The 20014-nt window shown below is 64.6% G+C and carries 15 protein-coding genes and 1 riboswitch; of the genes, 10 read left to right on the forward strand and 5 right to left on the reverse strand.

Annotated elements, in window-relative coordinates; genetic code table 11:
* Nucleotides 1-107: 107 nt before the first annotated feature.
* A complete protein-coding gene (gene dnaE, locus JN280_RS24125; protein WP_202305978.1) occupies nucleotides 108-3638 on the reverse strand; it encodes a DNA polymerase III subunit alpha in 3531 nt (1176 codons plus the stop codon).
* Nucleotides 3639-3836: 198 nt separating this feature from the next.
* Here dnaE and JN280_RS24130 point away from each other — a divergent pair, with 198 nt between their 5' ends.
* Nucleotides 3837-4208, forward strand: coding sequence for a nuclear transport factor 2 family protein (locus JN280_RS24130; RefSeq protein ID WP_202305980.1), 372 nt, complete (start codon nucleotides 3837-3839; stop codon nucleotides 4206-4208).
* Between the two features lie 95 nt (nucleotides 4209-4303).
* On the opposite strand, the gene JN280_RS24135 is transcribed toward JN280_RS24130, so the two are convergent.
* Nucleotides 4304-6316: an acetyl-CoA carboxylase biotin carboxylase subunit gene (locus JN280_RS24135; protein ID WP_202305982.1), complete on the reverse strand. Its 2013-nt coding sequence runs from the start codon at nucleotides 6314-6316 to the stop codon at nucleotides 4304-4306.
* A 211-nt stretch (nucleotides 6317-6527) separates the two neighbouring features.
* On the opposite strand from JN280_RS24135, the gene JN280_RS24140 reads away from it, so the two are divergent.
* The 7 genes from JN280_RS24140 (at nucleotide 6528) to parE (ending at nucleotide 15941) form a co-directional block, all read left to right on the forward strand.
* Nucleotides 6528-7655 carry an S-(hydroxymethyl)glutathione dehydrogenase/class III alcohol dehydrogenase gene (locus JN280_RS24140; RefSeq protein ID WP_202305984.1) on the forward strand — a complete coding sequence of 376 codons (1128 nt, stop codon included), beginning with the start codon at nucleotides 6528-6530 and terminating at the stop codon, nucleotides 7653-7655.
* A 19-nt stretch (nucleotides 7656-7674) separates the two neighbouring features.
* Nucleotides 7675-8154: a YaiI/YqxD family protein gene (locus tag JN280_RS24145; protein ID WP_202305985.1), complete on the forward strand. Its 480-nt coding sequence runs from the start codon at nucleotides 7675-7677 to the stop codon at nucleotides 8152-8154.
* A gap of 95 nt (nucleotides 8155-8249) precedes the next feature.
* Complete coding sequence (locus tag JN280_RS24150) at nucleotides 8250-8930, forward strand: DUF1345 domain-containing protein (RefSeq protein WP_202315014.1); 681 nt, start codon at nucleotides 8250-8252, stop codon at nucleotides 8928-8930.
* 151 nt (nucleotides 8931-9081) lie between these two features.
* Nucleotides 9082-9169: riboswitch (glycine riboswitch) on the forward strand.
* A 152-nt stretch (nucleotides 9170-9321) separates the two neighbouring features.
* On the forward strand, nucleotides 9322-10422 hold the full coding sequence (gene gcvT / locus JN280_RS24155) for a glycine cleavage system aminomethyltransferase GcvT (protein ID WP_202305986.1): 1101 nt from the start codon (nucleotides 9322-9324) through the stop codon (nucleotides 10420-10422).
* Between the two features lie 5 nt (nucleotides 10423-10427).
* Nucleotides 10428-10796 (forward strand): glycine cleavage system protein GcvH, encoded by a 369-nt coding sequence (gene gcvH, locus JN280_RS24160; protein ID WP_202305987.1) that lies wholly within the window; start codon nucleotides 10428-10430, stop codon nucleotides 10794-10796.
* An 11-nt stretch (nucleotides 10797-10807) separates the two neighbouring features.
* On the forward strand, nucleotides 10808-13609 hold the full coding sequence (gcvP, locus tag JN280_RS24165; protein WP_202305988.1) for an aminomethyl-transferring glycine dehydrogenase: 2802 nt from the start codon (nucleotides 10808-10810) through the stop codon (nucleotides 13607-13609).
* Nucleotides 13610-13874: 265 nt separating this feature from the next.
* The gene (gene parE, locus JN280_RS24170) at nucleotides 13875-15941 is read left to right on the forward strand and encodes a DNA topoisomerase IV subunit B (protein WP_202305990.1); all 2067 of its coding nucleotides are present in this window, start codon (nucleotides 13875-13877) and stop codon (nucleotides 15939-15941) included.
* Between the two features lie 20 nt (nucleotides 15942-15961).
* On the opposite strand, the gene JN280_RS24175 is transcribed toward parE, so the two are convergent.
* Nucleotides 15962-17083 (reverse strand): DUF2336 domain-containing protein, encoded by a 1122-nt coding sequence (locus JN280_RS24175; protein WP_202315016.1) that lies wholly within the window; start codon nucleotides 17081-17083, stop codon nucleotides 15962-15964.
* Nucleotides 17084-17267: 184 nt separating this feature from the next.
* Here JN280_RS24175 and JN280_RS24180 point away from each other — a divergent pair, with 184 nt between their 5' ends.
* Together JN280_RS24180 and JN280_RS24185 are read left to right on the forward strand one after the other, a co-directional pair.
* Complete coding sequence (locus tag JN280_RS24180) at nucleotides 17268-17723, forward strand: MaoC family dehydratase (RefSeq protein ID WP_202305993.1); 456 nt, start codon at nucleotides 17268-17270, stop codon at nucleotides 17721-17723.
* Nucleotides 17723-18592 (forward strand): HpcH/HpaI aldolase/citrate lyase family protein, encoded by an 870-nt coding sequence (locus JN280_RS24185; RefSeq protein ID WP_202305995.1) that lies wholly within the window; start codon nucleotides 17723-17725, stop codon nucleotides 18590-18592. The genes JN280_RS24180 and JN280_RS24185 overlap by 1 nt, the downstream gene beginning before the upstream one ends.
* Nucleotides 18593-18733: 141 nt before the next feature.
* On the opposite strand, the gene JN280_RS24190 is transcribed toward JN280_RS24185, so the two are convergent.
* Together JN280_RS24190 and JN280_RS24195 are read right to left on the reverse strand one after the other, a co-directional pair.
* Nucleotides 18734-19342 carry a flavin reductase family protein gene (locus tag JN280_RS24190; protein WP_202305997.1) on the reverse strand — a complete coding sequence of 203 codons (609 nt, stop codon included), beginning with the start codon at nucleotides 19340-19342 and terminating at the stop codon, nucleotides 18734-18736.
* Nucleotides 19343-19927 carry a nitroreductase family protein gene (locus tag JN280_RS24195; protein ID WP_202305999.1) on the reverse strand — a complete coding sequence of 195 codons (585 nt, stop codon included), beginning with the start codon at nucleotides 19925-19927 and terminating at the stop codon, nucleotides 19343-19345.
* Between the last annotated feature and the right edge of the window lie 87 nt (nucleotides 19928-20014).

Genomic DNA, 20014 nt, shown 5'->3' on the forward strand with positions numbered 1-20014 from the left:
ATCGCTGCAGCCGGTCTGTCTATCCGATGATCTCCGTGTTGTAGGGCCAGCGATACGGTATCGATTGGCGCGGGGACAGATGATGGCCTTGAGGGGACACCGGGCGGCTAGACCAGTTCGACTTCGACGACGCCAGGCACGGCGCGCATGGCGGACGCGACCTGCGGCGAGATGCGGCAGCGGTTCGGCAGTTCGATCTCGACCTCGCCTGCCCCGCCTTCCTTGATCACGACGAAGCTCACCTGGCCTTCGCCACGCGTCGACAATTGCGAGGACAGCGTATTTATCGGCGCGGCGTCGCGCAGATAGATGCGCAGCGCCTTTTGGACGCGCGATGCCTCGTCCTCCAGCGACTGCGCGGTCTGGATGCGCATGTTGATGCCCTCGGGCCGATCCTCCGCCGACACGGTGATGACGACGGACGTGCCGGGCTCCAGGACGTCGCGATATTGCGCCAGCCCTTCCGAGAACAGCACGGCCTCGTACTGTCCTGTGGTGTCGGAGAGCTGGATCACACCCATCTTGTTGCCGGTGCGGGTCTTGCGCTCCTGCTTGGAGGTCACGGTTCCAGCCAGTCGACCGGCAGAAGCGCCGCGTTTGACCGCCACGGAGAATTCGGCCCAGGTCTGCACCCGCATCTTCTGCAGCGCAGCCTTGTACTCGTCGAGCGGGTGGGCCGAAAGGTAGAAGCCGACGGCCTGGAACTCGCGATGCAGCCTTTCGGCCGGCAACCAGGGATCGGCCTGCGGAAGATGAAGCGTGGGCGCCTCGCCCGAAATCGCCGCACCGAAGATGTCGGTCTGTCCGGAGACGGCATTCTGCTGGGCGCGTTGGGCCATGCCCATCATGCGCTCGACGCCGCCCATCAGCGTGGCGCGGTCGTGACCGAAGCAGTCCAGTGCGCCCGCGGCGATCAGGCTTTCGAAGACGCGCTTGCCGACGATCTTGGGGTCTACGCGCTCGCAGAAATCCGCGAGGCTCGCAAACGGCTTTTCCTTGCGCTTCGCCACGATGTGCTCGACAGCGGCATCGCCGACGCCCTTGATGGCCGCGAGTGAATAAAAGATGCGGTTCTCGCCGACTTCGAAGGGTCGATAGGACGACATCACAGAAGGCGGCACCACATCGATGCCGAGGCGCATGGCGTCCTGGCGGAAGTCCGACAGTTTCTCCGTGTTCGACATATCGAGCGTCATCGACGCCGCGAGGAACTCGACCGGGTAATGCGCCTTCAGATAGGCGGTCTGGTAGGACACGATCGCATAAGCGGCCGCGTGGCTCTTGTTGAAGCCGTAGTCGGCGAACTTGGCCAGGAGGTCGAAGATGAAATTGGCCTGCGCCTTGCCGACCCCGCGCTCGACAGCGCCGGAAACAAAGCGCTCGCGCTGCTTGTCCATCTCGGCGCGGATCTTCTTGCCCATGGCGCGGCGCAACAGGTCGGCCTCACCGAGCGAGTAGCCCGAAAGCTCCTGAGCGATCTGCATCACCTGCTCCTGGTAGACGATGACGCCCTGCGTCTCCTTCACCAGGTGGTCGATCTTGGGATGGATCGATTCGATCTCCTCCTCGCCATGCTTGCGGGCATTGTAGGTGGGGATGTTCTCCATCGGGCCGGGGCGGTACAGCGCCACCAGGGCGATGATGTCCTCGATACGGTCCGGCCGCATGCCGATCAGCGCCTTGCGCATACCAGCGCTTTCGACCTGGAACACGCCGACCACTTCGCCGCGCGACAGCATCGCATAGGTGCCGGGGTCGTCGATGGGGATCTTGGCAAGGTCGATCTCGACTCCGCGCCGGCGGATCAGCTTCACCGCCGTTTCGAGCACGGTGAGCGTCTTCAGGCCGAGGAAGTCGAACTTCACCAGGCCGGCCTGTTCGACATATTTCATGTTGAACTGCGTCACCGGCATGTCGGAACGCGGGTCGCGGTACATCGGCACCAGTTCGGACAGCGGCCGGTCGCCGATCACGATGCCGGCGGCGTGCGTCGATGCGTGGCGATAGAGCCCTTCCAGCTTCTGCGCGATGTCGAGCAGGGTCTGGACGATCGGCTCTTTTTCGGCCTCCTCGGCAAAACGCGGCTCGCCTTCGATGGCCTTGGGCAACGGCACCGGATTCGCCGGGTTCTGCGGCACCAGCTTGCACAGCCGGTCGACCTGGCTGTACGGCATCTGGAGGACGCGCCCGACGTCGCGCAACACGGCGCGGGCCTGCAGCGTTCCGAAGGTGATGATCTGGCCGACCTGGTCGCGACCATATTTGCCCTGCACGTAGCGGATCACCTCTTCGCGGCGGTCCTGGCAGAAGTCGATGTCAAAGTCAGGCATCGACACGCGCTCGGGATTGAGGAAGCGCTCGAACAGCAAGGAGAAGCGCAGCGGGTCGACGTCGGTGATGGTGAGCGCGTAGGCGACCAGCGAGCCAGCGCCGGATCCGCGGCCCGGACCGACGGGAATGTCGTGGGCCTTTGCCCACTTGATGAAGTCCGAAACGATCAGGAAGTAGCCAGGGAACTTCATGCGCTCGATGATGCCGAGCTCGAAATCGAGCCGTTCGGCATATTGCTCGGCCGTGTAGCCCTCCGTCAGCCCACGTGTGGCGAGCCGCTGGGCGAGACCCTCGCGAGCCTGTCTGCTCAATTCCTCGGCTTCGGCCTTCACGGCGGCGGCGGCATCGGCGATGTCGCCGCCGGTGAAGCGCGGCAGGATCGGGCTGCGGGTCTTGGTGTAGTAGGAACAGCGCTGGGCGATCTCGATCGTGTTGTCGATAGCCTCCGGCAGGTCGGCGAACAGAGCCGACATCTCCTCCTGGGTTTTCAGATAGTTGTCCGGGGTGAGGCGCCGACGGTTGTCTTCCGCGATCACCGATCCCTCGGCAATGGCGATGAGGGCGTCATGCGCCTCGAAGTCCTCCCTCTTGGGAAAGAAGGCTTCATTTGTTGCGACCAGCGGCAGCTCATGGCGATAGGCGAGCTCGATCGTCGTGGCCTCCACGGTCCGATCGTAGCCTTTCAGGCGCTCGATCTCGACATAAAGCCGGTCGCCAAACAGTGACTTGAGCGAGAGCAGGCGTGCTTCGGCGAGTTCCGCATGGTCTGCCCTGGCGGCGGCGCCGATCGGCCCGCACGGCCCGCCCGACAGGCAGATCAGACCATCCACGGCTCCGTTCATCCAGCCGAGCTCGATGTGGACAGGTTCGCCCGGCAGCGTTTCCAGATAGGCGCGGCTGATCAACCGCACGAGATTGGCATAACCCAGCTCGGTTGCCGAGATGAGGAGTATCGGGAAGAGATCGGGCCCCTGCCTCTTCGCATTGCCGCGGTGGGCGCTTTCGCCGGCGTCGCCGAAGTCGACGTCTATCTGGCATCCGATGATGGGCTGGATGCCTTCCTTGACTGCCTTTTGTGCGAACTCCAGAGCGCCGAAGAGATTATTGCTGTCCGTTACCGCGATCGCCGGCGCCTGGTCCTTCACAGCGTGTGCGATGACCTTGCCCAGCGGCAACGCGCCCTCGAGCAACGAATAGGCCGAATGCACGCGCAAATGCACGAAAGGTCGCGCCGGCGCATCGGGCACCTCCTCCCTGGCCGCCGCCTCGCGCAGAATCGGGTCGCGTGGTGGCCTGTCGCTCGCCATGATTCCAAGCCGCTCCTATGAATCTGTCTCTCGTGTCCTGAGGAGATGTTTATCGTCCGGCCGCATCCGATGCGAGTCCGACCGAAGGGCACCCACAGGCGCTGTGGACATCCCGCTGCCCCGGCGCGGCCACCCTTCCTTGCCGTTTGCGTCGATCTTGTTAGAACGCGTCAAGGACAAGGACACAGGAGACGCGAGATGAGCGAGTTGCAGAACGAAGTGGGCGAGATCGAGACGGTCATCCGCAACTATCTCGACGGCATGGTGTTCGCCGACGCCGCGAAGCTGCGCAAGGCCTTCCATCCGGGCGCCTGCGTCATCGGCCATTTCGGCGCCGATCTCGAATGGCTCTCGCTCGAAACCTTCATCTCCGGCTGCGAGAAAGCCGGCTCTGCCCCCGCGAACGAGCCCTACTACTGGGAAATCCTTTCGGCAGACATCACCGGCGACGTCGCCGTGATCAAGCTCGCGGACGACTACATGGGCAAACGCTTCACCGACTATCTGAGCCTGCTCAGGCATGAGGGCCAGTGGCAGATCGTCAACAAGACGTTTTTCGTGCACCCCTGACCCTGCCAGCGCCCATACCGGCGGCGCGCTTAGAGCAATTCCAGCAAAAGTGCGTAGCGATCTTGCGCCCGGAATCTCGCAAAAAACAAAATGCTCTATGCAAACTCCAGAATCACGGCATCGACGGCCAGGCTGTCGCCCGGCTTGGCGTTGACCTTGGCAATGGTAACGTCGCGCTCGGCACGCAAGACGTTCTCCATCTTCATGGCTTCGACCACTGCCAAGGTTTCGCCGGCCTTCACCTCCTGGCCCTCGCTCACGGCGACGGAGACGACGAGGCCAGGCATCGGGCACAGCAGCATCTTCGACGTATCGGGCGGCAGCTTCACAGGCATCAGTCGGTCGAGTTCCGCGATGCGCGGCAGCATCGGCCGCGCAACCACGGCAATCCCTTTCCAGGCGATGCGGATGCCGTTGAGCTGCGGCCGGATCTGAGCCGAGACCCTCTTGCGGTCGACGAAACCGTGCCAGACCGCCTCACCCGGCCGCCATTCCGAGCTGACGGTCAGCGGCGCGGCACCGCGGATCGAGACGTCGACCTCCATCGGGATCGAGATCATGCCCTCCGTGATCGACACCGGCACATAGTCGTCTCCGATGCGAACTTCCCAATCGCGTTTCAGTGCTCCGGAATGCGGCGCGAGGCGGCCGGTCAGGCGATCCAGGCGGTCGCGGCGCAATAGTTCGACGGACAGTGCGATCGCAGCGAGCACGCCGTTGTCGCTCTCGTCAGGCGTGATCGGGGCAAAGCCGTCCGGATACTCTTCGGCGATGAAGCCGGTCGAAAGGCGTCCCTCGCGCCAGCGGGGATGCTGCATGAGTGCGGCCAGGAATGGGATGTTGTGCTCGATGCCGTCAACCACGAAACTGTCGAGCGCGTCCGACATGGCGTCTATCGCCTGGGGCCTGGTCGGCGCCCAGGTGCAGAGCTTGGCGATCATCGGATCGTAATACATCGAGATCTCGGAGCCCTCGGCCACCCCCGTATCGTTGCGGATGACGGCATCGCCGACCGGGCCTTCTTCGGGTGGACGGTAACGTGTGAGGCGACCGATCGACGGCAGGAAATTGCGATAGGGATCTTCCGCATAGAGGCGGCTTTCGACCGCCCAGCCCTGCAGCCTCACGTCACCTTGCCTGATCGTGAGCGGCTCGCCGGCCGCGATGCGGATCATCTGCTCGACCAGATCCACGCCTGTGACGAGCTCCGTGACGGGATGCTCGACCTGCAGGCGGGTGTTCATCTCGAGGAAGTAGAAATTGCGGTCCTTGTCGACGATGAACTCGACCGTTCCGGCGCTCTGGTAGTCGACGGCCCTGGCGAGCGCCACGGCTTGTTCACCCATGGCCTTGCGCGTCCTCTCGTCGAGGAAGGGCGACGGCGCCTCCTCCACGACCTTCTGGTTGCGGCGTTGGATCGAGCATTCGCGTTCGCCGAGATAGATGGCGTTGCCTTGCGAATCGGCCAGCACCTGGATTTCGATGTGGCGCGGCTCGACTACGAACTTCTCGATGAACACGCGGTCGTCGCCGAAGGAGCTTTTTGCTTCCGAGCGCGCCCTGTCGAAGCCGTCGCGCACCTCCGCCTCGTTCCAGGCGATGCGCATGCCTTTGCCGCCACCTCCGGCCGAGGCTTTGATCATCACGGGGTAGCCGATCTCGCCGGCGATCGTCTCCGCATGATCGGCGTCCTCGATGACGCCGAGGAAACCCGGGACAGTATTCACCTCGGCGGCATTGGCAAACTTCTTCGATTCGATCTTGTCGCCCATCGCCTCGATGGCCTTGGGTTTCGGACCGATAAAGACGATTCCCTGCTTTTCCAGCGCGGCGCAGAAGGAAGCACGTTCGGAAAGGAAACCGTAACCGGGATGAACCGCTTGCGCGCCGGTCTGCTTGCAGGCCTCGATGATCTTCTCGGCGACGAGATAACTCTGGGCCGCGGCGGCCGGTCCGATATGCACCGCTTCGTCGGCCATCTCCACATGCATGGCGTCCCGGTCGGCGTCGGAGAAGACCGCCACGGTCGCGATTCCCATCTTCCTGGCGGTCTTGATCACACGGCAGGCGATCTCGCCCCGGTTGGCGATCAGTATCTTCTTGAACATGCGGGCGTTCTTCCTCCGGCTTTCCCCACTCTTTTATGGAGTTCGCGCGGCACGCTCAAGCGCGCAAATCCGCGGCTCGGGCCGGATTTCCGCTGAGACATCGTTATCCAGGGAACTGCGCTCGAGTGCTGTCTCAAGGCCGATACCGGGTTGATTGCGCTATCGAAACCTGAAAGTTTGAGCGTCTATTTCTGCGCTTGGAGACATGTCGATGAAGACCCGCGCCGCCGTTGCCGTCGCTGCCGGAAAGCCGCTCGAAATCATGGAGGTCGACCTTGACGGGCCGCGCGAGGGCGAGGTGCTGGTCGAGGTCAAGGCGACCGGCATCTGCCACACCGACGAGTTCACCTTGTCCGGCGCCGACCCCGAGGGCATCTTCCCGGCCATTCTCGGCCATGAGGGCGCCGGCATCGTCGTCGATGTCGGCAAGGGGGTGACCAGCCTGAAGAAGGGCGACCATGTCATTCCGCTCTACACGCCCGAATGCCGGCAATGTCCGTCCTGCCTGTCGCGCAAGACCAATCTGTGCACCGCCATCCGCACCACCCAGGGCCAGGGCCTGATGCCCGACGGCACCAGCCGCTTCTCGATCGGCAAGGACAAGGTGTTCCACTACATGGGCTGCTCCACCTTCTCCAACTTCACCGTGCTGCCGGAGATCGCGCTGGCCAAGGTCAATCCCGACGCGCCGTTCGACAAGATCTGCTACATCGGCTGCGGCGTCACCACCGGCATCGGCGCCGTCATCAACACCGCCAGGGTCGAGGAAGGCGCCACCGCGATCGTCTTCGGCCTGGGCGGCATCGGCCTCAACGTCATCCAGGGGCTGCGGCTGGCCGGCGCCGACATGATCATCGGCGTCGACCTCAACGACGACAAGAAGGCCTGGGGCGAGCGCTTCGGCATGACGCATTTCGTCAATCCGACGGAGGTCGAGGGCGACATCGTGCCCTATCTCGTCAACCTGACCAGGCGCGGCGCCGACCAGATCGGCGGCGCCGACTACACCTTCGACTGCACCGGCAACGTCAAGGTGATGCGCCAGGCCCTCGAGGCGTCGCATCGCGGCTGGGGCCAGTCGATCATCATCGGCGTCGCCGGCGCCGGCCAGGAGATTTCGACGCGGCCGTTCCAGCTGGTCACCGGCCGGGTGTGGAAGGGCACCGCCTTCGGCGGCGCGCGCGGCCGCACCGACGTGCCGAAGATCGTCGACTGGTACATGGACGGCAAGATCGAGATCGACCCGATGATCACCCACACGCTGACGCTCGACGAGATCAACACCGGCTTCGACCTCATGCACGAGGGCAAATCGATCAGAAGCGTCGTGGTGTACTAGGAACCCGGCCGATCGGCTGATGGACCATCCCGATTCCGTCCAGGCGCCGGCGATCTATGTCGATGCCGACGCCTGCCCCGTCAAGGACGAGGTGACGCGAGTGGCCGAGCGGCTCGGGCTCGTCGTCACCTTCGTGTCCAATGGCGGGTTGCGGCCCTCGCGCGATCCAATGATCCGCAATGTCGTCGTGTCCAAGGGGGCCGATGCCGCGGACGACTGGATCGCCGAACACGCCAAGCCCAACGACATCGTCGTGACGGCCGATATCCCGCTTGCTGCACGTGCCGTGGCCCTCGGCGCCCACGTGCTCGGGCCGACCGGGCGGCCGTTCACACCCGAGACGATTGGCATGGCGGTCGCGATGCGTGATCTGAAGCAACATCTTCGCGAGACCGGGGAGATCAAGGGTCACAATGCCGGCTTCTCCCGCGAAGACCGCTCGCGCTTCCTCGGCGCGCTCGATCAGATGGCGCGGCGAGCGGTAAAGGCCGCGGCCTGACCGGACTGTCGGGCGGCCGAAGGCGTGCTATGCTGACGAACTTGCCGCAGACCTGAGGCCATGCGGATGAAGTGGGCGGACGGCGTGACATGAGCATGGTCTGGCACTCTCGACGCCACCTTCCGTTCTATTCGGCGGCCATCTGCGGCATCCTCGTGCTGGCCACGGCGTATCGTCTCCCGTGGAATCTCGTAGCGGTCGCCGCGGCGAACACATTCTTCCTCGTCTATCTCCTCCTCAGCGGCATGAAGGTTCCCCGCCTCACCGCCAGCTTCCTGAAAAGACACGCTGCCGAGGCGGATGAACCGTTCTGGATCCTCCTCGGCGTCAGCATCGGCACCATCCTCGTGGCGGCCGGTTCACTGGTCATCCTTTTCGTGGTGATCAACAGCGAACGCGACCCGGTTGTGGCGCCATGGCTGCTCGGCTTCTCCTTCATCGCCGTCTGGCTGGCCTGGTTGACCATCCATACGATGGCCGCGCTGCACTATGCCCATAAATATTGGGAGCCGGAGGAAAGGACCGGCGGCGCGACGCCAGACGAACCGTTTCCCCGGCGCGGCCTCGACTTCCCGCATACGAAGGACCCGGAGGGCTTCGATTTCCTCTATTTCGCTTTCGTGATCGGTATGACGGCCCAGACATCCGACACGGAGGTCACCACCAAGGCGATGCGCAAGCTCACCCTGCTCCATGGCATCGCCTCGTTCTTCTTCAACACGGTGCTGGTCGCGGCCGCAGTCAATCTGGCGGTCTCGCTGGGGCAGCAGCCTTGAACACTCGCCTTCGGCCTGCATGCGCCACGCAGCGGGAGAACCGCCATCAGCGGCGTCGGCGCCATTTGGGGTCGCGTCGATTTGGCGTGGTTGGGAGGTGACAAATCCGTCGCCTTGGTCTAGCGTCCCGACTCGTCGAGGGCTTCGGCCCTGCCGGTCTGCGGGAGAGAGCAACGTTCGTTTGCCGCCGAAGGGGAAATCGCCCGAAATCTCTCAGGCAAAAGAACCGTTGACGGGTAAGACAACTCTGGAAAGTCGGGGCGAGAGCTCCGCGCCGAAGGTGTAAGCGCCGCCGACAGGGTTCCGGTTGCGCGAGTCTCTCAGGCTTCAGACAGAGGGGCACGAACCGGCTGCATTGGGCGGCCGTTTCAGTGCTGTTCTGGAGAAGCAATTGACGGGCACCGATCTAAGCCATCTTCCTCTCGAGGGTCTGCATGCCGCGGCAAATGCGCGTTTCGGCGCGTTCGCCGGCTGGCATATGCCGATCACCTACCCCGCCGGCGTGATGAAGGAGCACCTTCACACACGCGAACATGTCGGGCTCTTCGACATTTCCCATATGAAGCTGTTCGAGGTTTCAGGCAGCGGCGCGGTGGGCCTGCTCGATCGCGCCTGCCCACTCGACGCCGCGGCTCTGGCGACATCGCAGTCGAAGTATACCTTCCTCCTCAACGACAAGGCGGGGATCATCGACGACCTGATCGTCACCCGACTCGGAGAGCACCGCTTCATGGTCGTTGCCAACGCCGGCAACGCGGCGACCGACGAAAAGCATCTGCGCAGCCTCGCCGCCGCTTTCGACGTCACGATCAAACCGCTCGACCGGGTCTTTCTCGCGATACAGGGGCCCGAAGCCGAAGCGGTGCTCGCCCGTGCCGGTGTCGAGTCAAGGGGGCTGACCTTCATGACGGGCGTCGAACCCAGGGCGGATTGGTTCATGAGCCGCTCCGGTTACACAGGCGAGGACGGCTTCGAGATCGGGCTGCCGGAGCAGGACGCCCGTCCGCTGGTCGCGAAGCTCTTCGAGGACGAACGGGTGATGTGGATCGGGCTCGCCGCCCGCGACAGCTTGCGGCTGGAGGCCGGGCTCTGCCTACACGGTCAGGACATCACCGAAGAGTTCGACCCCGCAAGTGCCGGTCTCATGTGGGCCATCCCGAAGCAGGTCCGCGAGACCGGTGCTTTTGTCGGGGCCGCGGCGCTGCGCGCCGTCCTGGCCGCCGGACCATCGCGCAAGCGCGTTGGTCTCAAGGCCGAGGGCCGGCAGCCGGTGCGTGCAGGGACCAGCCTGATCGACGGGGACGGCAAGGTTGCCGGCTTCGTCACCTCTGGCGGTTTCGGCCCTTCGGCGGGCAGCCCGGTCGCCATGGGTTACGTCGCGGCGCCGCTCGCCAAGCCGGGCACCCGTCTCTACGCTGAGGTGCGGGGCCAGCGCATTCCCGTCGACATCCACCCCCTTCCCTTCACGCCGCATCGCTACCGCAAAGGATGAATTCCATGGCGACGACCTACTACACCGAAGACCACGAATGGATCCGCGTCGAGGGCGGGGTGGCGACGGTTGGCATCACCGACTATGCCCAGGAACAGCTCGGCGACCTCGTCTTCGTCGAACTCCCCGAGGCAGGACGTGTCGTGAAGAAGGGCGACACGGCCGTGGTCGTGGAGTCCGTGAAGGCGGCTTCCGACGTTTACGCACCCGTCGACGGCGAGATCGTCGAGGCGAACACCGCCCTGTCGGCGGATCCCGCGCTCGTCAACTCGGCTCCGACCGGCGACGGCTGGCTCTGGAAGATGAAGCTGGCCGACGCAAGCCAGCTTGCCGGCCTGCTCGACGAAGCCGGCTACAAGGCCATCGTCGGCTGAGGAAGGAAACCATGACCGACAACGCATCCACATTCGCTGGCCGGCACATCGGACCGGGCCCCGGCGACGTAAGGGCCATGCTGACCACGCTCGGCCTGCCCTCGATCGAAACCCTCATTGCCCAGGCTGTGCCGAAATCGATCCGCCTTGGCCGCGCGCTCGACCTGCCGGGTCCGGCGACCGAGGCCGAGGCGCTGGCCGAACTGGCCGCCAAGATGAGCGGCAACACGGTCCTGAAGAGCTTCATCGGCCTGGGTTATCACGGCGTCCAAGTGCCGCCGGTGATCCAGCGCAATCTCTTCGAGAATCCGGCCTGGTATACGGCCTACACTCCCTATCAATCCGAAATCAGCCAGGGCCGGCTCGAGCTGCTGTTCCATTTCCAGACGCTCGTAACCGAGCTGACCGGGCTGCCGGTCGCGTCCGCCTCGCTGCTCGATGAGGCGACGGCTGCGGCCGAGGCCGTCGGCATCGCCTGGCGGCATCACCGCGAGAAACGGGCCGATGTCGTCGTGGCCGGGGCTCTGCATCCGCAGACGCTCGACGTCGTCCAGACCCGCGCCGAACCGCTCGGCATCAGGATCGGCGCCGAGACGATCGGCGAAAACACGGCGGCTCTCATCGTGCCGTGGCCGGACACTTCAGGCGTCTATCACGACCAATCGGCAATGATCGCCAAAGCGAAGGCTGCTGGCGCCGTGGTCATCTTCGTTGCCGATCCGCTGGCGCTGACGCTGACGGAGGCGCCCGCGAAACTCGGCGCCGACATCGCCGTCGGCTCGATGCAGCGTTTCGGCGTGCCGATCGGCTTCGGCGGACCGCACGCCGCCTATTGCGCCGTCGCCGACAAGCTCACCCGGCTGATGCCAGGCCGCCTCGTCGGCCAGTCGACCGACGCCCATGGCCGGCCGGGCTATCGCCTAGCCCTGCAGACGCGCGAGCAGCACATACGCCGCGACAAGGCGACGTCGAATATCTGCACGGCGCAGGCGCTGCTGGCCAATATGGCCGTTTCCTATGCCATCTGGCACGGCCCGCAGGGATTGCAGGCGATCGCCCGGCGGGTGCAGACGCTTGCGTCGCGCTTGGCCGCCTCGTTGAAGGAGGCCGGGCTGACGCTGGCGGGAACCCGGTTCTTCGATACGGTGACTGTCTCCGTCCCCGGCAAGGCGAAGGAGATCGCTGCGGCCGCCGAGGAAGGCGGTCGCCTGCTTCGGGTGATCGACGCCGACAGGCTCGCTGTCAATTTCGACGAGACCTCGACCGAGGCCGACCTCGAGGCGATCGTGGCCCTGTTGGGCGCCAAGGTGGTCGGCACTGCAGGCGAGACGCTGCCAGGCAAGGCACGGGACAAGAACTTCCTGTCGCAGCCGGTCTTCCACGAAAACCGCTCGGAAACGGACATGATGCGTTTCCTGCGGAGGCTGGCCGACAAGGATCTTGCGCTCGACCGCGCCATGATCCCGCTCGGCTCCTGCACGATGAAGCTCAATGCGGCCGCCGAGATGATGCCGGTGAGCTGGACAAGTGTGGCCAATCTGCATCCCTTCGCGCCCGCCGGCCATTCGACCGGCTACCGAGCCGTGATCGGCGATCTCGAGCGCTGGCTGGGCGAGATCACCGGTTTCGACGGGGTGTCGCTGCAGCCGAACGCCGGAAGCCAGGGCGAATATGCCGGGCTGCTGGCGATCCGTCGCTACCACCAGTCGCGCGGCGAAGGTCATCGCAATGTCTGCCTCATCCCGTCTTCGGCTCACGGCACCAACCCGGCGAGCGCGAGCATGGCGGGGATGAGCGTCGTGGTCGTGAAATGCACCGAAGCGGGAGACATCGACCGCGTAGACCTGAAGGCCAAGGCGGAATCGCATGCCGACAAGCTCGCAGCCCTGATGATCACCTATCCGTCGACGCACGGTGTCTTCGAGGAGGGTGTGCGGGAGATCTGCGCCACCGTCCACGATCGTGGTGGACAGGTCTATCTCGACGGCGCAAACCTCAATGCTCTGGTCGGACTGGCGCGGCCGGGCGATCTGGGCGCCGATGTCTGCCATATGAACCTGCACAAGACCTTCTGCATCCCGCATGGCGGCGGCGGCCCCGGCATCGGGCCGATCGGCGTAAAGTCCCACCTGCAGCCGTTCCTGCCCGGCCACGTGTCGGGCGACACCAGCCATGCCGTGTCGGCGGCACCCTATGGCAGCGCGTCGATCCTGCCGATCACCTGGATGTATATCAGGATGATGGGCGCATCGGGCCTTAAGCAGGCGACGGAGACCGCGATCCTCAACGCCAATTACATCGCCGAGCGGCTCAACGGCTTTTTCCCCGTGCTCTACAAGGGCCACAACGGGCGCGTCGCCCATGAATGCATCCTGGACACGCGCTTCCTCAAGGACACTGCAGGTGTCACTGTAGAAGACGTCGCCAAGCGACTGATCGACTACGGTTTTCATGCGCCGACCATGTCCTGGCCGGTGGCGGGCACGCTAATGGTCGAGCCGACCGAATCGGAGCCGAAGAAGGAGATCGACCGGTTCTGCGAGGCGATGATATCGATCGCGCGCGAAGCCGAGCGGGTGGCCAAGGGCGAATGGCCGAGGACCGACAATCCGCTGGTCAACGCGCCGCACACGGCGACGGAGGCTTTGGCCGATGCCTGGGATCACCCTTATTCGCGCATGGTCGCCGCATATCCCAGTGGCAACGCCGATGCCGCGGCGAAATACTGGCCGCCGGTTTCGCGCGTCGACAATGTCGGCGGCGACCGCAACCTCGTCTGCTCCTGCCCCCCGATCGAGGCGCTGGCGAGTTGACCTCGAAATCGGCCTCGGCCCTTCCAACATTCGGCCGGCGTCGGATCGACGCCGGCCGAAAGTTATCCGGAAAGACGCCGTTCCTTAAGGAAACGGGAACCTCGAGGGTTCAAAATTGCTTTGAAATCCGGACTCTGGGTTATTGAAACATCGCACCGGACATCGTAGGGCTACGGCCCAAACTCCTGAACGGAACGGGAACCTCTGTCGCTCCGCCTGCAAAGCGTGGCAGTATCGTGGAGCGATTCGCAACTGAGAGACGCCCTTGGACGACCGCGACGATCTCTTTTCCAAACTCGACAGCACGCCCCAGCCGGCACGGACTCAGACGCGTCCAGTGGATCCGATCGTGCGTGCGGCCGCAACAGCAAAGCGCCCGCCGGCTGCCCGCGACGGCAGTGAGGGCTATGACGCCAGCCACATCGAAGTGCTTGAAGGGCTGGAGCCGGTCCGGCGCCGCCCCGGCATGTATATCGGCGGCACCGACGAAAAGGCGCTGCACCACCTCTTCGCCGAGGTGATCGACAACTCGATGGACGAGGCAGTGGCCGGCCATGCCACATTCATCGAGGTCGAACTGGACGCGGATGGCTACCTCACCGTTACCGACAACGGCCGCGGCATTCCGGTCGATCCGCATCCCAAGTTCAAGAACAAGTCGGCACTCGAAGTCATCATGACGACGCTTCACGCCGGCGGAAAGTTTGATTCCAAGGTCTATGAGACTTCGGGCGGCCTGCATGGCGTTGGCGTATCGGTGGTCAACGCTCTCTCCGACTATCTTGAGGTCGAGGTGGCACGCGGCCGTCAGCTTTACCGGCAGCGGTTTTCGCGTGGCATCCCGCAAGGCGGACTGGAAAGCCTGGGTGAGATTCACAACAGGCGCGGCACCAGGGTCCGCTTCCATCCCGATGCCGAGATTTTCGGCAAGGGTGCGGCCTTCGAGCCGGCGCGCATCTACCGCATGGCGCGCTCGAAGGCGTATCTCTTCGGCGGCGTCGAGATCCGCTGGTCGTGTGATCCCTCGCTGATCAAGGAAAAGGACCCGACTCCCGCCAAGGCGGCCTTCCACTTCCCGGGCGGGCTGAAGGACTATCTCGCCGCATCGCTGGGCGACGACTTCCAGGTCACGCGCGAGATCTTCGCCGGCAAGAGCGACAAGCAGGGCGGCCACGGCTCCCTCGAATGGGCGGTGACCTGGTATGGCGGCGACGGTTTCCTGAACTCCTACTGCAACACCATTCCCACTCATGAAGGCGGCACGCACGAGACGGGCTTCCGCAACGTCCTGACGCGCGGCCTGAAGGCATATGCCGAACTGACCGGCAACAAGCGCGCCTCGATCGTCACCTCCGAAGATGTGATGATCTCGGCGGCGGGCATGCTTTCCGTCTTCATCCGCGAGCCGGAATTCGTGGGCCAGACCAAGGATAGGCTCGCCACCATCGAGGCCGTTCGCATCGTCGAACAGGCGATCCGCGATCCCTTCGACCATTGGCTGGCCGACAATCCGCAGGAAGCCTCGAAACTGCTCGACTGGGTGATCGCGCGCGCCGACGAGCGCGTGCGGCGGCGCCAGGAGAAGGAGGTCAGCCGCAAATCGGCGGTGCGCAAGCTCCGTTTGCCGGGAAAGCTGGCCGACTGCACGCAGAACGCGGCGGCCGGCGCGGAACTTTTCATCGTCGAGGGCGACTCGGCCGGCGGCTCCGCCAAGCAGGCTCGCGATCGGCAGTCGCAGGCCGTACTCCCCCTGCGCGGCAAGATCCTCAACGTCGCCAGCGCCGGTCAGGACAAGCTCTCCGGAAACCAGCTGATCGGCGACCTCATCCAGGCGCTCGGCTGCGGCACGCGCTCGAAATACCGCGAAGAGGATCTGCGCTACGACCGCGTGATCATCATGACCGACGCCGACGTCGACGGCGCGCACATAGCCTCGCTGCTGATCACCTTCTTCTATCAGGAGATGCCGCAGCTCATCCGCGGCGGCCATCTCTATATGGCGGTGCCGCCGCTATACAGCATCAGACAGGGCGGCAAGGTGGCCTATGCGCGCAACGATGCCCACAAGGACGAACTCCTCAGAACGGAGTTCACGGGCCGCGGCAAAGTCGAGATCGGTCGCTTCAAGGGTCTCGGCGAGATGATGGCGTCACAGCTCAAGGAGACCACGATGGACCCGAAGAGGCGCACGCTGCTTCGGGTCGAGGTGCTCGACGAAGAATCCGCAACGAAGTCGGCCGTCGACGCCTTGATGGGAACCAAGCCCGAAGCGCGCTTCCGGTTCATTCAGGAACGTGCCGAGTTCGCCGAAACCGAGGAACTCGACATCTGACACGCAGCTTGACGTGGTCGTCAGGCCGCAGAGATCGCCAGGGCATGGCTGCGCGCATTGGCGCGCAGCGCGTCGAGGTGAATTGACCTCAGCAGGCGAGCGAGATCCCCGTCTGCCGCTTGCCCGCCGAGTTGTTCGAGCATCAGCCGCGAAACCTCCTGGGCGCCGGCCAAACGCTTGCCGTTCGCGACTTCCCGCCAGACCTTCAGGGCGCACAGGATGACGTCGTGCATGGCGGGCGCCAGCCCGGCGGCGCGAAACAGGGCCGACAAGGCGACGTCGCGCCCACCGGCAAGCAATGACTTCACGCGCCCTTCGCCATGGGTGGTGAGGGCGATCAGGACCGATCCGAAGAAGTCGATCTTGCCGTGGGCGACGAGCCGCACGATGAAGGCGGCCGTCAGGTCGCCGCGAAGCCGCAAATGTTCGACCAGCGCTGCATGCTCCTCCAGGCGGATCGTGTCGATCAGCGTCATCGATGCCTTGATGCAGGCTTCCCGAGTGACGCGCTCGGCGCGCCCCGAGCCGATCAGGGCCGACACCAGCGGAGACTGGCGCAGCGCCTCGCCCACCTTGACCAGCAGGGCGTGGCGGCAGTCGGACGGCAGGCGGGCATCGGCCAGCAGCGCATTGCGAACCTTCGCCAAGTCGCCGAAACGCTCAGTGATGCGTCGAAAGGTCAAGGAAGCGATGTCGGCCCCCGCATTGGTGATGAGCGCTGTGCATGCCTCCGGCTCGCCGATCTCGGCGATTGCCGCCGAGAGAGCCATCGATACGAAAGGCCGGCCGGCAATAACTGCCTGGACCTGGCCGACGGACGCGGCGACGCGGTCGATCAGGTCCGCGTCGGTGAACAGCGGCGAGCGGGCCAGCACGAGCGAGGCGATCTCGGGCTGGTCCGCTGCCAGCGCGGCCATCACCTGCGGCGGGGCATGCCGGCTCATCGACAGCGCCTCGGCCAGGGCCAGGCGAACCTTCGACGATGGGTCCTCGAGCAACAGCGTAAGTGCCGATTCTGCCGCGCAACGATCCTCGAACGGCAGCTGACTGTCCACATAGGCCCTGGCGAGGGCACTTGCCGCCGCCGCACGTTCCGGCACCCGTGCCGTGTGGACCCATTTCAGGAAATGCCCGACAACCATCACCCAGCAAGCTCCCCAGCCCTGTTGGTACCAACGTAGCCGGCAATGGTTTACGAACGGTTCACCATATCCGTTAACCTGCTTGCCGCAGCGCTGCCCGGCGCCTATCAAGCGGCTGAGTCGCTCGCTGGCCAGAGTAGCTGCCGCGGGTGGGGTTTGGAGCCTGAAGTCGTGGAGGGAGATGATGCCAGGACTGTATCTCGACGAGTTCATGGTGGGTCAGGTGATCGACCATCCACTGCGCAAATCCGTCACCGAGAGCGACAACATGATGTTCTCGGTCATGACGCTCAATCCGCAACCGCTGCACATCGACTTCGACTTCGCGGCGAAGAGCGAATGGGGCAAGCCTCTGGTCAATTCACTCTTCACGCTCGGCCTGATGATCGGCATCTCCGTGCACGACACGACCCTCGGCACGACGGTTGGAAATCTCGGCATGACCGACACCGTGTTTCCACATCCCGTCTTCCACGGCGATACGATCCGGGTCGAGACGGAAGTCAAATCCGTGCGGGAATCAAAGTCGCGTCCCGACCGCGGCATCGTCGAGTTCGAGCATCGCGCCTATAATCAGGACGGGAAGCTCGTGGCGAAATGCACGCGCCAGGCCATGATGCTGAAGAAGGGCGAGGCCTGATGCGTTCCCTGCTCTTCGTTCCAGGCGATTCGGAGAAGAAGCTGGAGAAAGGCTTCCAGTCCGGCGCGGACGTCGTCATCGTTGATCTTGAGGATTCCGTCGCTCCGGCCAACAAGGCCGCCGCGCGCGACATCGCTGCGTCCTTCATCGTGGCGCGGCGTCAGGAGTCGAGGTGCGCGGTCTATGTGAGGGTGAACGACCTCTCGACAGGTCTCACCGACGACGACCTGCGCGGCATCATGCGCGCGGCCCCCGACGGCATCATGCTGCCGAAGTCCAACAGCGGCGCCGACGTCACGCATCTGTCCGCGAAGCTGCGGGTGCATGAGGCCGAGAACGGTCTTGCCGACGGCAGCACCCGCATCATCCCGCTGATCACCGAGACAGCAGCCGGCGTGCTCGCCGCCGGAACCTATCAGCCGTCGCCCAGGCTTGCCGGCCTGACCTGGGGTGCCGAGGATCTGTCTGCCGCCGTCGGCGCACGGACGGCCCGCGACGGCAACGGCCTCTATACCGACGTCTTCTGCCTTGCGCGCACTCTTACGATCCTCGCAGCATCGTCTGCAGAGACGGTCGCGATCGACACGGTGTTTCCCAATTTCCGGGATCTCGACGCCTTCCGGCAGGAATGCATCGAGGCCGAGCGGGATGGTTTCACGGCCAAGATGGCGATCCACCCGGCGCAGGTGCCTGTCATCAACGAGGTGTTCACGCCGTCGTCGGAAGCAGTCGCGCATTCGCAGGCCGTCGTGGACGCCTTTGCCGCTGCCGGCAACCCGGGGGTCGTCGCGATCGGCGGCAAGATGTACGACCGCCCTCACCTCAGGCTCGCCGAGCGCTTGCTGGCGCGCGCCGTCAAGGCCGGCTGATCTTACCCAATGGCCGATCTATCGACCATTGAAGCGCGCGACCGCGTGGCCATGCCTGTTGGCGCGAAAACCAGGCGGCCTGGATGGGGGCGCCTGCGACCGAGGCCGTGCGGATGCGTCAGCGTCCGGGCCCGCCGGTAGTCAGTCGGCTTTCCATCGCGGGCGGCGCATCGAGAACGTCTCGGTCACCGATGCATAGTCCATATAGCCGAGACGCGCGACATTGCCGGCCTTCACCGCATCGAAGAGGCCGTCGGTCAGCATAGCGTCGTCGATATGCACGCCGACCACCTCTCCGGCCACGACCACGCTGCCGGAAAGGCTGCCGTCCAGGGCCTTCGGCCTGAAGATCTCCGTCACCTTGCATTCGAGGGCGGCCGGTGCTTCGGCCACACGCGGAGGTGCGACGAGACGCGATGGAGCCGGCGTCAATCCCGCATAGCCGAATTCGTCGACGCCGCGCGGCGCATCGACTGAACTCGCATTCATCCTCTCGGCGAGCTTGCGCCCGACAAGATTGGCGACGAATTCGCCGGTATCACCGGCGAAGGCGACGCTGTCCTTCTCGCCCTCCGAAGAGAACCAGACCAGGAAGGGATGCGTGGAGATGGCGTTGAAGAAGGAATAGGGCGCAAGGTTCACCGCGCCGTCGCGGCTTATGCTGGAAATCCAGCCGATCGGCCGCGGCGCGACGATCGCTTTGAACGGGTCATGCGGCAGGCCGTGGCCTTTGCTCGGCTCGTAGAACACCTATTCCCTCCAAGGGCCCGAATAATCAGCGTAGAGCGCAGCAACATCGGGCCGCGGCCGCTCCGGCGCAACGCCCGAATAGGTGCCGATATGGATGAAGCCGACGACACGCTCGTGGGGTGCAAGGCCGAGGATTCGACGCCCCTCCTCTACATCGGAATACCAGTTGGTGATCCAGTTGGTGGCATAGCCCAGCGCATTGGCGGCGATGACAAGGTTCATGGCGGCGGCGCCACCGGAGAGGAACATCTCCCACCGGGGGATTTTCGGATTCTCCTTGGGGCTGGAAACGACGCCGATCACCAGGGGCGCTCGCGAGAACCGCGCCAGTTCCTGCTGCCGGCGCCCTTCCGTCAGTGGCCCCTCCCGCTCCTCCGCCAATGCGGCGAGCTTCTCGCCGATCCGGACGCGGGCGTCGCCGCGATAGAGGATGAAACGCCATGGAGCGAGCCTGCCGTGATCGGGCACGCGTGTTGCGATCCGGATCATCGTTTCGATCTCGGCATTTGTGGGCACCGGCTCCCGCAACTCGGGGATAGGCGCTGAAATCCGGTTCAGCATGAAGTCTATGACAGGGCTGGTCACGGTCGAACTCTCCTTCGGCGATCTGGCTGAAGCGGACACGGAGGGGAGGTCGGTACGCTCGGCTGGGACGAATCGTCGGCGGCTCCC

It is taken from the genome of Mesorhizobium sp. L-8-10 (assembly GCF_016756635.1).
Lineage (GTDB): Bacteria > Pseudomonadota > Alphaproteobacteria > Rhizobiales > Rhizobiaceae.

Bases quoted from the DNA above. Each gene is read 5' to 3' on its own strand.
- dnaE (WP_202305978.1), bottom strand. From the start codon at position 3,638: ATGGCGAGCGACAGGCCACCACGCGACCCGATTCTGCGCGAGGCGGCG.
- JN280_RS24130 (WP_202305980.1), top strand. From the start codon at position 3,837: ATGAGCGAGTTGCAGAACGAAGTGGGCGAGATCGAGACGGTCATCCGC.
- JN280_RS24135 (WP_202305982.1), bottom strand. From the start codon at position 6,316: ATGTTCAAGAAGATACTGATCGCCAACCGGGGCGAGATCGCCTGCCGT.
- JN280_RS24140 (WP_202305984.1), top strand. From the start codon at position 6,528: ATGAAGACCCGCGCCGCCGTTGCCGTCGCTGCCGGAAAGCCGCTCGAA.
- JN280_RS24145 (WP_202305985.1), top strand. From the start codon at position 7,675: ATGGACCATCCCGATTCCGTCCAGGCGCCGGCGATCTATGTCGATGCC.
- JN280_RS24150 (WP_202315014.1), top strand. From the start codon at position 8,250: ATGGTCTGGCACTCTCGACGCCACCTTCCGTTCTATTCGGCGGCCATC.
- gcvH (WP_202305987.1), top strand. From the start codon at position 10,428: ATGGCGACGACCTACTACACCGAAGACCACGAATGGATCCGCGTCGAG.
- gcvP (WP_202305988.1), top strand. From the start codon at position 10,808: ATGACCGACAACGCATCCACATTCGCTGGCCGGCACATCGGACCGGGC.
- JN280_RS24175 (WP_202315016.1), bottom strand. From the start codon at position 17,083: ATGGTTGTCGGGCATTTCCTGAAATGGGTCCACACGGCACGGGTGCCG.
- JN280_RS24180 (WP_202305993.1), top strand. From the start codon at position 17,268: ATGCCAGGACTGTATCTCGACGAGTTCATGGTGGGTCAGGTGATCGAC.
- JN280_RS24185 (WP_202305995.1), top strand. From the start codon at position 17,723: ATGCGTTCCCTGCTCTTCGTTCCAGGCGATTCGGAGAAGAAGCTGGAG.